We start from the raw sequence: 13702 nt of genomic DNA, 5'->3' as shown, positions 1-13702 counted from the left end.
GCGGTGCCACGCTACCGCGCGTTCCTGAGCTACAGTCATCGCGACAAGCGCGTTGCGGCCTGGCTTCACCGCAGGCTTGAAACCTATCGCGTCCCGTCAAAGCTGGTTGGCCGGGTGACGGCGGCCGGCCCGGTCCCGGCGCGGCTGGCGCCGATCTTCCGCGACCGCGACGAATTGTCGGCGGCGGCGGATCTGGGCGAGGCGATCACAGCCGCGCTGACACAATCGCTGTTCTTAATCGTCATCTGCTCGCCGGCCTCGGCGCGCTCGCCCTGGGTCAACGAGGAAATCGCCACCTTCAAGCGCATGCACGGCGAACAACGCGTTCTGGCGCTGATCGTGGCCGGCGAACCCTATGCCTCCGCCGCGCCGGACACCGCCGCGCAGGAGTGTTTTCCGCCCGCCCTGCGCTTCAGGCTCATCGACGGCGTGGTGTCGGATCAACCGACCGAGCCGATTGCCGCCGATCTGCGCGCCGAAGCGGACGGCAAGCGGCTGGCGGCGCTCAAGCTGATCGCCGGGCTGACCGGCCTGTCGCTCGACGATCTGGTCCAGCGCGAAACCCAGCGGCGGATGCGGCGGCTGATGATCGCCGCCGGCGCGGCGAGCGCCGGCATGCTGCTGACCTCGGCGCTTGCACTCTACGCCAATAACCGGCGGATCGAGGCGAACGAGCAACGGCTAGTGGCGGAGCGCGAGGCAGCCACCGCCCGTGCTGCGTCCGACTATCTGATCGACACCTTCACCCTGTCGAATCCGGCGACCGAGAACCCGCGCACGATATCCGCCCTCACCATCCTCGATCGCGGCGCGGCGCGAGCGCGGCGCGAATTGGTGGGCCAGCCGGTGGTGCAGGCGCGGCTGGTGTCGACGCTGGGGCAGGCCTACAATAATCTTGGCCTGTTCGAGGAGGCGCGCGGAACGATCCAGCGCTCGATGCCCGCGATCCAACGGGCGGGCGCCGACGGGGCCAGCGCTCGCCTGACACTTGCCACCACATATCTTCAACTGGGCCAGCTGGACGCGGCGCGGACCGCGGTTGCGCAGGCGCGCACCGCACTGGCCAACGCGCCCGCGCGCGACGCGGACCAGACCGCGCGCGCCGCCGTGATCGAAGGCATGATCCACACCGCCGGCGGGGACACGCGGCGCGGCGTCGCCGCCTTCGACCAGGCGCTCGCGCTATACCGCGCCACGCCCGACACCCCGCCGGCGAAGATTTCGACGACGCTGCAGAACCGGGGACTGCTGCTTGCCGACGACGGCCAGTTCGACGCTGCGGAGCGCTCGCTGCGCGCCGCGCTGGCGATTAACCAGCAGGCGCTCGGCCCGCGGCATCTGGCGACCGGGCAAAGCTGGTTCAGCCTGGCGCAGAACGCCTTCATGGCAGGCAAGCTGGACGAAGCGGGCGGCTATATCACCAACGCCCTTGCGATAGAGCGCGCCGTCCTCGACCCGGACAATCGAACGATCGCTGACGCGCTGTCGATGCAGGGGCAGATCTTTCACGGGCAGAAGCGGCTGGCGGAAGCGCGGCAATCGCTGGATCAGGCGATCGCGATCTACCGCCGCGCCTTTGGCCGCCCGCATTACCTGATCGGCATCGCCGAGGTGTATCTGGCGCTGGTCGAATCCGAACGCGGGCGCACCGACGCGGCGCTCCGCATTCTCGACGACGCCCGGCATAATTACGATGTCAGCTACGGCAGGCTCCACGCCAACCACGGTGACCTGCTGGTCAACCGCGCGACGATTCTCCAACGCGCCGGGCGCACGGCGGAAGCGCGGACCGATTGCGCCGCCGGTCTGCGTATTCTGGGAGAAACGCTGGGCCGGGACGCGAACTACACCCGGACGATGGCGGCGGCCTGCGCCGGGATGGAGGGGCGATAGCGGCACCGAAACCCGACGCCGCCGCCCCCTTTTTTAGCCTAGAATTTATACCCGACTTCCAGCCCCCATAGCCGGCGCGAACCGGGCGAGATGAAAGAGCCACCGAATTCGATCGCCGGGATGACCTCGTTCAGATATTTTCGGTTGAGGAAATTGTTGGCGAACACCGTCGCGCGCCAGTTGCGGCCTTCCAGCCCGAAGCGCAGATCGAGCACCCCGAACGCCGCGCGCCGGTTGACATCGTACACCGCGTTACCCACCTCCGCCGGCAACTGCAGTGCGGAAATCGGCAGCAACGCGCTGAAGATCGTTGCCTTTTCCTGATTCTGGACAGTGTGGAACCAGGTTGGGCCGGTAATACGGTAGTCGGCGCGGAACACCAGATCGAGATCGTCACGCACCGGCGCGACCATCTGGGTGCCGAGGTTAATCGTGTAGGTCGACGTGTAGGGTGATTTGTTGCCGACGGTATCCGGGCGCGACTGGTTCTTCTTGATTTCGGAATCGGTGACGTTGAACGCGCCGAAAACCGTCCAGCCGTCGACCAGCTTCGCATCAACGTTCAGTTCCGCGCCCTTGATGTCAACCCGGTCGATATTCGACACAACACGGAGCAGACCGAAGCTGCCGACGAAAAATTCGAAGAACTGCATGTCGCGGACGCGAGTGTAGTAACCGGCAAGGTTGTAGTTAACCGGCCCAATCCGGCCCTTGAAACCGGCTTCGAAAGCGCTTGAGCGTTCCTTGCGGAACTGATCGTTGATCAGCACCCCGGCGTTGATCGGCGCCACGTTGAAATTCTGATCGACGATCGCCGCCGATCCCTGGTTGTTGAAACCGCCCGATTTGAAACCAACGCCCCAGTTGGCAAAGAAGTTCGCCTGCGGCGCCATCGCCCAGCGGAAGGTGATCTTGGGTTCAAGTTGCTTGAAGGTGGTGCTTTTCGGCCCGATCGGACCATTCACCTGCCCCGGGTTGATCGGCCCGCCGGTGAACGGATCGATCTCCATCGGCACCAGATTGCGGGCATGACGCTGCTCGATGTCATAGCGGACAGCGACACCGAGGTTCGCGGTGTCGCTGAACTTGAACTGGCCAGACGCAAAGGCGGCATAGACGTTGGTACGGAACTTGTCGGCGAACAGCTGCGATGTCGGATTGATCGAGCCGGGCGGGTTATAGAATCCGGGGATCATCCCCTGCCCCGTATCGCCACCCAGGCTGACCGCAGTCGTGCGGTTGATATGCAGATAATAGCCGCCAAGCTGCCAGTTGAACTGGTTGTCGCCGTTCGATGCCAGGCGGATTTCGCCGCTGATGTCGCGCTGGTCGCGCTGCTGGTACTGGGTGCCGTCGCAGGTAGTCGGCGAAAAGGCGCCGAATACCGAACCATTCGCCGGCGCGAAGATGAACGGCACCGGAATCTGACCGATCATGCCGGGCGGATTGACCGGAAAACCGGTCAGCGCCGCGGTCGACGCGAAGCAACTGTTGACCGCCGCCGCGCCATCCGCGCTCGCGGCGGCGATGTAGCGGGCGAAGTCGGCGGACGTGCCATCGGCGGTCAGATTGTTCTTAATGTTACTGTACAGCACCCAGGCGCTCAGCGTCATCGGCCCGAAATCATGATCGAGTTTGATCGACGCCTCGACCGTCTTCTGATTGTTGGTCGGGCGGATGTTCGAATAGAAGCGGAACGGATGGGCGTTGACATCCTCATAGAAGGCGCCGCCCAGAGCAGGGATATGGAACGACGAATTGAAGTTGATCGACGCGCCGTGAAGCTCGCCGTAACGCGCTTTCAGGTCGATCGTTGTCGCATCGCCGACTTCGGCGAGAATCCGTCCGTCGACGTTCCACGCCTCCTGATCGTCGACCACTTTCCGGTCGAGAAGCAGATTGCGGTAGAAGCCGTCCGTCGTCCGGTAGTCGCCCGACAGGACGAAGCCGATGCCGGAGCCAAGAGGCCCCGCTATATGCCCGCTCGCGCTGACCGTCTTCTCGTTCGCGTAGCTGGCCTGAAAAGCGCCGCTGAACTGGTCTGTCGGTCTGACGGTCTGGATAACGATCGCGCCGGCCGCCGCGTTGCGGCCATAAAGCGCACCCTGCGGGCCCTTCAGTATCTCGACCTGACGCAGCGTGCCCTGGTCCTGGTTGAGCTGGGCGGTATTGGTTTTCAGCACGCCGTCAACGACCAGCGCCACCGAGCTTTCCGCGTCGCGCGCACCGTTGATACCGCGAATATTGATTTGCGTGTCACCGGCGTCGGCGGTGTTGGTGACAATGGTGACGCCGGGGGTCAGCTTTACGAAATCCTCGCCCTTCTGGATATTCGCGCGGGTCAGCGTGTCGGTCGTCAACACCGTGATCGACGCCGGCACCTGCGACAGGGTTTCGGATACGCGGCGGGCGGTGACGACAATCTCGCCACTGTCGGCGACCGCGGCACCGGCCGACTCTCCCTGCGCCATCGCCGGAGCGGCAGCGGCAAGCAGCGAAACACCAGCAAGAAAGAATCCAGGCCCGTTGATCGACATCATGCCTCCCCCTCCGATGGCCCCGGCGTGAACGCCGGGTTGCGCGCGTGCTCCATAGCCTTGCGTCTGTCAGGCGGAACAGTATTGTATACAAACAGCCATCGTCAAGCGTCCGTGATGGCATCGCATGGGGGAGCGTGGAGGGCAGCATGACGAAGGCGTCCGACCGGGCCTATCAATATATACGCGGCGCGATCCTCGACGGCTCGCTGGTTCCCGGCGCCCAGCTACGCGAGGAACAGCTTGCCGCCGCCTGCGGCGTTTCGCGGACGCCGGTTCGCGACGCCCTGCGCCGGCTGGAGGGCGAGCATTACGTCCGCCGTAACGAATCGCAGCGCACCTTCGTCGCCGAATGGTCGCTTGACGAGATCGAGGAAGGGTTTGTGCTGCGCAGTATGCTGGAAGGCCACGCCGCGGCGCGTGCCGCCCTGCACATCAGCGAAGCCGCAATCGAACAGCTGTGCAGCCATAATCGCGCAATCGATACCGCCGCACAGGCAAATCCGCCGGATGTGCCCGCATTCCTGGACCACAACCGCGCCTTTCACGCGATCGTCGTCGAAGGCGCCGGTTCCGAACGCCTGGCCGATCTGCTGGCCGGGATTGTCGAGCAGCCGGTGGTTGCACGCACCGCGCGGCAATATGACCGTGGCCAGATTCAGCAATCGCGCGCCGAACATGACGAGCTGATCATCGCCTTTCGGCGTCGCGACCCGGATTGGGCGCGCGCGGTGATGACTTCACATATCCGCCGCGCCTTCCATGCCTATCACGACGCTTTCCATCAGCGGCCGGGCAAGCGGTGACCGACGCCCCGGTCGGCGCTTGACCCGCCGCGCGGACGATTTGTATACAAACAACGCAGCAATTAATCGTGGACCAGACCCGCCGAATGCCCAGCGCGCGCCAGCCCCCCGCCACAGTCGAGATCGTTGAGGTCGGGCCGCGCGACGGCTTGCAGAATGAGGCGGCACTGGTCGCGACTGCCGACAAGGTCGCATTGATCGAGCGGATGCTCGCCGCCGGAGTGCGGCGGATAGAGGTGGCAAGCTTCGTCAACCCGCGTCGGGTGCCGCAGATGGCCGACGCGGAAGCGGTGGCGGCGGCGCTGCCGGAACGCCCGGACGCCACCTATATCGGCCTGGTCCTCAATATGCGCGGCGCCGAACGAGCGCTTGCCACCCGCATCGACGAACTGGGGGCGGTCTGCGTCGCCACCGACGGCTTCGCCATGCGCAATCAGGGCCAGACCAGCGCGGAGTCGCTCAACGTCGCGTCACAGATCGTCGCGGCGGCGCATGCGGCGGGGCGTTCGAGCCAGATTACCATCGGCGCGGCATTCGGCTGCCCGTTCGAAGGCGAAGTCGACGAGGACCATGTCGTCGCTATGGCGGAGAAGGCCGCCCGTGCCGGCCCACGGGAAGTGGCGTTGGCCGACACGATCGGCGTCGCGGTGCCCGATGCCGTCGCGCGGCTGGTCGACAGGGTGGTGCGCGCGATCGCGCCGGTGCCGGTGCGCGTTCATTTCCACAACACCCGCAACACCGGCATCGCCAATGTCTGGGCAGCGGTGAATGCCGGCGCCGGCATTGTCGACGCGTCGCTCGGCGGGTTGGGCGGTTGCCCCTTCGCCCCCGGCGCGGCGGGCAACGTCGCGACCGAAGATGTCGTTTATATGCTGGAACGGTCAGGCGTCGGCACCGGGCTGGGGCTCGACCGGCTGATCGGCACGGCTGACTGGTTCACCGGCGTGATCGGCAAGCCGTTGCCGGGCATGGTTGGCAAGGCCGGGGCATTCCCACGCCCCGCCACCCCATAAGAGAGAGGATATAGTCCATGGCCTATCGTCTGGGCGTCGATGTCGGCGGGACATTCACCGACCTTCTGCTGCTCGACGAAGGCAGCGGCGCGTTCTGGCGACATAAGACCCTGTCGACACCGCACGACAGTTCGGAAGGCATATTGACCGGGGTCGAGGCGGTTTGCGCCGCCGCCGGCATCGCGCCCAGTGCCGTCCGCACCTTCCTGCACGGCACCACCGTCGCGACCAACGCGATGCTGGAAGGCAAAGGCGCGCGCGTCGGGCTGGTGACGACGGAGGGCTATCGCCAGATCCTCCAGATCGCGCGCAGCTATGTGCCCGGCGGTCTGGCGGGGTGGATCGTCTGGCCGAAGCCGGAGCCGCTCGCCGCGCTGGAAGATACGGTCGAAGTCAAAGGCCGGATGGACGCGCAGGGCAACGAGGTCCGCCCGGTCAACGACGCCGACATCCGCGCCGGCCTCGAAGCGCTGAAGGCGCAAGGCGTGACCGCGCTCACCGTGTCGCTAATCAACGCCTATCTGAACGGCGCCCATGAACGCCGTGTGGCGGAAATCGCGCGAGAGGTGATGCCCGACATCCCGATCTCGCTCAGCCACGAGGTCCTGCCCGAGATGCAGGAGTATGAGCGCACGCTGACCACCGTCGCCAACGCTGCGGTGCGCCCGGTCGTCGGTCGCTACGTTCACAATCTGCGCGGCCGGCTGCGCGACGCCGGGGTTGCCGGCACCCTGTCCCTGCTCCGCTCCGATGGCGGGCTTATGTCGTCGGAAAAGGCGGAAGAACACCCGGTCTCCCTGCTGATGTCCGGTCCGGCCGGCGGCGTCACCGGCGCGCTGTGGGTCGGCCGCCACGCCGGGTTGAACAACATCCTGACCCTCGACGTCGGCGGCACATCGACCGATGTCGCGCTGATCGAGAATCTGGAGCCGCGCCGGGTGCGAACGACGGAGGTCGGCCACCTGTCGGTCCGCGCTTCGTCGCTGGACGTGAAGACCGTCGGCGCCGGTGGCGGGTCGATCGCCTATGTGCCGGAGCTGACCGGTGCGCTGCGTGTCGGTCCGCAATCGGCCGGGGCCGCCCCCGGCCCTGTCGCCTATGGCCGGGGCGGCACGCTGCCGACGGTCACCGACGCCAATGTCGTGCTTGGCTACCTGCCGGAGGCATTGCTCGGCGGCACATTCAAGCTCGACCGCGACGGCGCCCGCACCGCGGTGCAGACGATCGCCGACGCGCTTGGCATCGGCCTGTTCGAAGCGGCGCGCGGCATCATCGACATCGTCAACGAGAACATGTTCGGCGCGCTGCGGATGATTTCCGTGCAGCAGGGCTATGACCCGCGCGACTTCGCGCTGATGGGCTTCGGCGGCGCCGGGCCGCTCCACGTCAACGCGGTGGCGCGGCTGATGGGAAGCTGGCCGGCGGTAGCGCCGGTGTCCCCCGGCGTGCTGTGCGCACTCGGCGACGCGACGACGCGGATGCGGACCGAAACCGCGCGCAGCTTCTCCCGCCGCTTCGCCGACACGCGGGAGGCGGAGGTGCTTGCCCTGCTCGACGAAATGGCGGCACAGACCCGCGCAGAGCTGACCGCCGAGGGCATCGATAACACCGCGATTACCAGCCTGTTCGAAATTGACGTACGCTACGAAGGCCAGGCGTTCGAGGTGCCGCTGGCGATCGACGCCGATACGTTGCGGCGCGACGGACTGGCCGGCATCACCCGCCGGTTCGACGAGGAACACCGCCGGCTGTTCACCTTCAACATGGATACTGCGCACGAACTGGTGAACCTGCGCGCGGTGGCGATGGGGCCGCCGCTCGCCCTGCCCGCCCCGGAGATTCCGGAGGGCGACGGCGATCCGTCGGGCGCGAAGCTGCGCGACCACGAACTGTGGATGGACGGCCGCACCCAGCCGGCGGTGATTTACGACCGCGCCAGGCTCCGCGCCGGAGACGGCATCCCCGGCCCTGCCATCATCGTCGAGATGGATTCGACGACGCTGATCGAATCCGGCCACATCGGCCGGGTCGACCATGTCGGCAATATCCTGATCAACCCGGCCTGAAGGGAGCGCGACCATGCCCGCGACCATCGTCCAGTCAAACCCCACGCCCTTCGCCGGCATCGAGATCGATCCGGTCACCCTCGACATCATCGAAAACGCCCTCCGCAATGCGCGGATCGAGATGGACGCCACCCTTGTCCGCACCGCGATGTCGCCCGGCATCCGCGAACAGGGCGATGCGTTTCCGCTGATCGCCGACCATCAGGGGCGGATGATCGTCGGCCAGTTCGGCTCGTTCATCGGCGGCTTCCTCGCCGGCTATGACGGCACGGTCGAGGATGGCGACCTGTTCCTGCTGTCCGACCCTTATTCGGTCGAGGGCGCGATCAGCCACTCGAACGACTGGCTGGTGCTGCTGCCGGTGTTCAAGAACGGCCGCCTGCTCGCCTACACCGCGATGTTCGGCCACCAGTCGGACATCGGCGGCAAGGTCGCCGGATCGATGCCGATCGACGCGCATTCGATCTTCGAGGAAGGCGTGCGCATCCCACCGGTAAAAATCTGGCGCAAGGGCGAATATAACGCCGATCTTGTCCGGCTGGTCATGCACCAGACGCGCAAGCCGGACTGGTGCATGGCCGACCTGAACGCGCTGATCGCGTCGTGCCGGGTCGCGGCGCGGCGCCTGCTGGAACTGAGCGACCGGTTCGGCGACGATCTGTACGTGTCGGCAACGCAGGAACTGCTTCAGCGCAACCACCGCGCGATGAAGCAGTTGATCGCCAGCTCGATCAGCGAGGAGCCCGCCAGTTTCGAAGATTACATCTGCGACGACGGCATGGGTTATGGCCCGTACCGGATCAAATGCACGATGCGGCGCGAAGGCGACCGGGTGATCCTGGATTTCGACGGGACCGATCCGCAATCGGACGCGTCGATCAATTTCTACCTGAACGAGAACATGTTCAAGATGTTCTTCGGCATCTACATGATCATGGTGTTCGACCCGCAGATTCTGTTCAACGACGGCTTCTACGATCTGATCGAGGTCCGCATCCCGGAAGGTTCGCTGCTGAAACCGCGCTTCCCGGCGGCGCTGTCGGGGCGGACCCATGCGCTCGGCCGCATCTTCGACATACTGGGCGGCCTGCTGGGGCAGAAGACACCGGAATTCCTGAACGCCGCCGGCTTCTCGTCCAGCCCGCACCTGTTCTATTCCGGGGTCGATGCCGGCGGACAGTGGTTCCAGCTGTTCCAGATCGGCTTCGGCGGGATTCCGGGGCGCCCGCTGGGGGACGGGCCGGATGGCCACTCGCTGTGGCCCGGCTTCACCAATGTGCCCAACGAATTCCTGGAACGCTATTTCCCGCTGCGGATCGAGCGTTATGAAACCGCGCCGGATTCGGGGGGCGCCGGGCTGCACCGGGGCGGCAATGGCATCCATATGACGTACCGCTTTTTGGAGCCGGGGGTTATCGCGATCCACGACGACCGTTGGTTCGTGCCGCCTTGGGGCGTCAACGGCGGCGCGCCGGGGGCCCGCGCCCGCAAGATTCTGGAGAAAGCGGACGGCACGCGGACCATTGTCGGCAACAAGCTGGAACAGCTTCAGGTCGAGGCCGGCGACCAGTTGCACTACATCACCTGGGGCGGCGGCGGCTGGGGCGACCCGCTGGATCGCGACCCGGCGCTGGTCGCGCGCGAATTCCGCCAGGGGCTGGTGAGCGCAGACGGGGCGCGGGATTACGGCGTCGTGCTTGCCGATGGGGTGGTGGACGAAACCGCCACCGCCGCCTTGCGCGCCGAAATGCGAGCCGGGCGCAGCGGTCCGCTGCCGATATTCGATTTCGGCCCCGACATCGACACGCTGCGCGCCCGGTGCGAAGCGGAAACGGGCCTCCCCGCGCCACGGCAGCCGACATGGCGGCCGCAATCGGCGACGGCGGGTTAGGAGAAAGGAAGATGGAGGAAAAGCACGGGGCACTGCACGGCATCCGGGTGGTGGAACTGGGCCAGTTGATCGCCGGTCCATTCTGCGGCCAGTTGCTGGGCGACATGGGCGCGGAGGTCATCAAGATCGAGCCGCCGGGCGCCGGCGACCCGATGCGCAACTGGGGGCGCGGTGACCAGAAACTGTGGTGGGAAGTCGTGTCCCGCAACAAGAAGGCGGTGTCGGCCAATCTGCGCATGCCGGAGGGGCAGGAACTGGCGCGCAAGCTGGCGGCGACCGCCGACATCCTGATCGAGAATTTCAAACCCGGCACCATGGAAAAATGGGGCCTTGGCCCCGACGTTCTTCACGCGGTCAACCCGCGGCTGATCATCGTGCGCGTCTCTGGCTACGGCCAGTCCGGCCCCTATTCCGGGCGCGCCGGCTTCGGCGGCATCGGTGAGGCGATGGGCGGCTGGCGCCATATCGTTGGCGACCCGGACCGGCCGGCGTCGCGCATGGGCGTATCGATCGGCGACAGTCTGGCGGCAACCTATGGCTGCATGGGCGCGCTTGCCGCGCTCCACGCCCGCGAACGCACCGGCCGCGGGCAGGTGATCGATTCCGCGCTGTACGAGGCGGTGTTGCAGGTGATGGAAAGCCTGGTCCCAGAATACCAGAAATCCGGCTATATCCGTGAACGTTCCGGCTCGGTGCTGCCCGGCATCGCGCCATCCAACGTCTATAAGTGCCGCGACGGCGATTACCTGATCGGCGCCAATCAGGACGCGGTATTCGCCCGGCTATGCCAGGCGATAGGCCGCCCGGAACTGGCCACCGATCCGCGCTATGTCGACCATGTCTCGCGCGGGCGCCACCAGGCAGAGCTTGATGCGCTGATCGAGGATTGGACAAGCGCCCGCAGCGTCGACGAAGTCGAAGCGGCGATGATCGCCCACAGCATTCCCGCCGGCCGCATGTACCGCGCACCGGAAATGATCGCCGACCCGCACTTCGCCGCGCGCGAGGCGCTGGTTGAGGTCGACACGCCGCGCTGGGGCAAGGTGATGATGCAGAACAGCTTCCCGAAATTTTCGGAAACGCCGGGCCGCATCCGCACCCCCGCGCCGGAGCGCGTCGGGCAGGACAATGCAGAGGTGTACGGCAGGCTCCTCGGGCTGGACGCCGCCGCGCTCGCCGCCCTCGAAGCACAGGGCGCGATCTGAAGATGGCATCCCCCGGCTCAGCCGATCCGTTCAGCGGGATGCTCGCACCCGGCGCCCGCCCGGCCCTGCTGATCGTCGACATGGTCATGGCCTATCTCGACCCCACATCCTCGCTGTTTCTGGACGGCGAAGCGGCGGTGGCGGCAACCGCGCGGCTGGCGGCGGCGGCTCGGGCCGCCTCGGCCCCCGTCATCTTCACCCGGGTCGTCTACGCGCCCGGCGGGGTGGACGGCGGGCTGTTCTATCGCAAGGTCCCGGCGCTCGCCCAATTTCAGGCGGGGTCGCCGCTCGGCGCCTTCCCGCCGGTGCTGACCCCGGCGGCGGACGACATCGTCGTTACCAAGCAATATGCCTCCGCCTTCTTTGGCACCGCGCTCGCGCCGATGCTGACCACCCTTGGCGTCGACACGTTGGTCATCACCGGCTTTTCCACCTCCGGCTGCGTCCGCGCCAGCGCGCTTGACGCCTTGCAGCATGGCTTTGCCCCGTTCGTCGCGCGCGACGGTTGCGCCGATCGCGGCGCCGCCCAGCACGATGCCAATCTGTTCGATCTTCAGGCCAAATATGCCGAGGTCGTCGACGAGGATCAGGCCCGGCGCATCCTCGCCGGCCGCTGATCAGCGCCGCGGCAGGAAGCGCGGGATGTACAGGCCAAGATAGGCGCAGGACATTTTCTTCGCCTCCTCGACCATCGAGGGTTTCAGCGCCCCGTACTGGAACAGCGACAGGCCGAACATCAGGTCCGCCGCCTCGACCGCGTGAAAGAAGATGCGGCTGCGATCGGGAATGTCGGGCATCACGAACTGCGCGTCGATATGCTGCTCGATCAGGCCGCTGGTCATGATGTCGGCGCGCCGGCTGGACCGCTTGACCGCCGGCGGCGTCTGCGAGGCGAGCATCAGTTGCTGCGCCGCCGGATGCTCGGCGAAGTACAGCGCGGCGCGGTCGATCACGACACCGATCAGCGCCTCCCACCCCTCGACCGGGCCGATCGGGCGGACAATCGATTGCTGGAGTTCCGCATCGAGCACCGTGACCAGTTCGTTGTAGAGTTCCAGCACGTCCGCGTAGAAGTGATAGGCGGAGCTTTTCGGGATGCCCGCACGCGCGGCGACATCGACCAGGGTGATCTGATCGCTCTCGCGCTCGGCGAGCAATTGCCGCGCGGCGCCAAGCAGCGCGTCCCGCCGCTTGCGTCCCCGTGCCTGAGTGTTTGCTGGTCGTCCCGCGTTCATGGCGCGCGCCCTATGCCGGTGCGGCCGGGGGCGAGGCAAGATAGGCGTGCGCCACCTGCCTGATCCGCGCGATCAGCATCGGGCCAAGCTCACGCGCGGTCTGGGTTTCCGGCCGGGTCTGGATCCACCCGAGATAGGTTGTGCCGCGCAGGAAAAGGAACAGCGGCAACAGCGATTCCTCTGCCGCGGGCAACGGCCGCACCGAGCGATAACCGGCAAACAGCGCCCGCTCGATCGCCGGGTAGAACGGCTCGTCGATGTTGAAATAGAGCGCGGTCGCCAGTTCGAACATGTGCCAGCCGAAACCCGAATCATCGAAATCGATCAGCTTCAGCCGCCCTGCCTCGCTGAGCAAATTCTCCGGCACGAAATCGGCATGGATCAGCCCGTAATTCTCCGCCGTCCGGCCGAAAGCGGTCAGGTCCCGCGCCGCCCGCGCCCGCGCCTCGGCCAGCAGCGCGCGGTCGGCATCGGTCAGCATCGCCAGTTCCCAGAAACGCCCCCACAGCGGATTGTCGCCGATCAGCCCGGCCTCGTCCCAGGCATGGCGGACGAAGCCGTCGGGCAGCCGCATTGCCCGCGTCTCCCGGTGCACCGTCGCGGCCAGTGCCCCGGCGTCGAAATACAGCCGCTCCGCCGCCGCCGCGTCGAGCACCAGCCCGTCCTCGGCGGAGCCGACCGGCGCGCCCGCCATCCAGCCGAGCATGTCGACCTGGCGCGGTTCGGGAATGTCGGGCGCGGCGACGGTTACGAACATGCTGCCGCACGCAGCCGGGACGATCGGCGGCACCGCGACACCGCACGTGCCCAGCGCCTGCATCCAGTGCAATTCCGAATGCAGCGCTGCGTCGGAATGATAGCCGTGGCGGTGAACGCGCAGCGCCACGCGCACCCCATCGGCACGGCGGACGGAGAACACCGCATTCTCGCGATACTTGACCAGTTCCGGCGCACCGAATGCGCCATCCCAGCGGGCCAGCGCCGCGCTGGCGAGGCCGGTCAGCAGAACCGCCTGCGCATCGTCCGCCAAGGCATAGAAATCGGGCATCGCCGGGC

General features: G+C 66.5%; 10 protein-coding genes. 7 read left to right on the top strand and 3 right to left on the bottom strand.

The features are described 5' to 3' along the window. Nucleotides 1-3: 3 nt before the first annotated feature. Entirely contained in the window at nucleotides 4-1893 is a 1890-nt protein-coding gene (locus tag ACMT1E_RS03595) for a tetratricopeptide repeat protein (RefSeq protein WP_414902322.1), read from the top strand. Nucleotides 1894-1931: 38 nt separating this feature from the next. Here the strand turns inward: ACMT1E_RS03595 and ACMT1E_RS03590 are convergent, their stop codons facing one another. Continuing rightward, nucleotides 1932-4433 (bottom strand): TonB-dependent receptor, encoded by a 2502-nt coding sequence (locus tag ACMT1E_RS03590; RefSeq protein ID WP_414902321.1) that lies wholly within the window; start codon nucleotides 4431-4433, stop codon nucleotides 1932-1934. Between the two features lie 146 nt (nucleotides 4434-4579). Between ACMT1E_RS03590 and ACMT1E_RS03585 the strand changes: the two genes are divergently transcribed. The 6 genes from ACMT1E_RS03585 to ACMT1E_RS03560 all read left to right on the top strand — a co-directional run bounded on the left by ACMT1E_RS03585 (nucleotide 4580) and on the right by ACMT1E_RS03560 (nucleotide 12028). After that, nucleotides 4580-5236: a GntR family transcriptional regulator gene (locus ACMT1E_RS03585; protein WP_414902320.1), complete on the top strand. Its 657-nt coding sequence runs from the start codon at nucleotides 4580-4582 to the stop codon at nucleotides 5234-5236. A gap of 86 nt (nucleotides 5237-5322) precedes the next feature. Then, complete coding sequence (locus ACMT1E_RS03580; RefSeq protein WP_414902319.1) at nucleotides 5323-6249, top strand: hydroxymethylglutaryl-CoA lyase; 927 nt, start codon at nucleotides 5323-5325, stop codon at nucleotides 6247-6249. 17 nt (nucleotides 6250-6266) lie between these two features. Continuing rightward, nucleotides 6267-8315 carry a hydantoinase/oxoprolinase family protein gene (locus tag ACMT1E_RS03575; RefSeq protein WP_414902318.1) on the top strand — a complete coding sequence of 683 codons (2049 nt, stop codon included), beginning with the start codon at nucleotides 6267-6269 and terminating at the stop codon, nucleotides 8313-8315. A gap of 13 nt (nucleotides 8316-8328) precedes the next feature. Further along, the gene (locus ACMT1E_RS03570; protein ID WP_414902317.1) at nucleotides 8329-10206 is read left to right on the top strand and encodes a hydantoinase B/oxoprolinase family protein; all 1878 of its coding nucleotides are present in this window, start codon (nucleotides 8329-8331) and stop codon (nucleotides 10204-10206) included. After that, nucleotides 10176-11411 carry a CaiB/BaiF CoA transferase family protein gene (locus ACMT1E_RS03565; RefSeq protein WP_414902316.1) on the top strand — a complete coding sequence of 412 codons (1236 nt, stop codon included), beginning with the start codon at nucleotides 10176-10178 and terminating at the stop codon, nucleotides 11409-11411. Before ACMT1E_RS03570 ends, ACMT1E_RS03565 begins: the two co-directional genes overlap by 31 nt. 2 nt (nucleotides 11412-11413) lie before the next feature. After that, nucleotides 11414-12028 carry an isochorismatase family protein gene (locus ACMT1E_RS03560; RefSeq protein WP_414902315.1) on the top strand — a complete coding sequence of 205 codons (615 nt, stop codon included), beginning with the start codon at nucleotides 11414-11416 and terminating at the stop codon, nucleotides 12026-12028. On the opposite strand, the gene ACMT1E_RS03555 is transcribed toward ACMT1E_RS03560, so the two are convergent. Continuing rightward, nucleotides 12029-12646 (bottom strand): TetR/AcrR family transcriptional regulator, encoded by a 618-nt coding sequence (locus ACMT1E_RS03555; protein ID WP_414902314.1) that lies wholly within the window; start codon nucleotides 12644-12646, stop codon nucleotides 12029-12031. A 10-nt stretch (nucleotides 12647-12656) separates the two neighbouring features. Next, complete coding sequence (locus ACMT1E_RS03550) at nucleotides 12657-13694, bottom strand: phosphotransferase enzyme family protein (RefSeq protein ID WP_414902313.1); 1038 nt, start codon at nucleotides 13692-13694, stop codon at nucleotides 12657-12659. Nucleotides 13695-13702 lie beyond the last annotated feature (8 nt).

It is taken from the genome of Sphingomonas flavalba (genome assembly GCF_047553045.1).
Taxonomy (GTDB): domain Bacteria; phylum Pseudomonadota; class Alphaproteobacteria; order Sphingomonadales; family Sphingomonadaceae; genus Sphingomonas_L; species Sphingomonas_L flavalba_A.
Note: the sequence above shows the minus strand (reverse complement) of the source record. Positions and strands in the feature narration are given on the sequence as shown.

Coding starts and splice junctions, on each gene's coding strand:
- ACMT1E_RS03580 (WP_414902319.1), top strand. CDS start 5,323: ATGCCCAGCGCGCGCCAGCCCCCCGCCACAGTCGAGATCGTTGAGGTC.
- ACMT1E_RS03585 (WP_414902320.1), top strand. CDS start 4,580: ATGACGAAGGCGTCCGACCGGGCCTATCAATATATACGCGGCGCGATC.
- ACMT1E_RS03590 (WP_414902321.1), bottom strand. CDS start 4,433: ATGATGTCGATCAACGGGCCTGGATTCTTTCTTGCTGGTGTTTCGCTG.
- ACMT1E_RS03570 (WP_414902317.1), top strand. CDS start 8,329: ATGCCCGCGACCATCGTCCAGTCAAACCCCACGCCCTTCGCCGGCATC.
- ACMT1E_RS03575 (WP_414902318.1), top strand. CDS start 6,267: ATGGCCTATCGTCTGGGCGTCGATGTCGGCGGGACATTCACCGACCTT.
- ACMT1E_RS03555 (WP_414902314.1), bottom strand. CDS start 12,646: ATGAACGCGGGACGACCAGCAAACACTCAGGCACGGGGACGCAAGCGG.
- ACMT1E_RS03550 (WP_414902313.1), bottom strand. CDS start 13,694: ATGCCCGATTTCTATGCCTTGGCGGACGATGCGCAGGCGGTTCTGCTG.
- ACMT1E_RS03565 (WP_414902316.1), top strand. CDS start 10,176: ATGGCGGCCGCAATCGGCGACGGCGGGTTAGGAGAAAGGAAGATGGAG.
- ACMT1E_RS03560 (WP_414902315.1), top strand. CDS start 11,414: ATGGCATCCCCCGGCTCAGCCGATCCGTTCAGCGGGATGCTCGCACCC.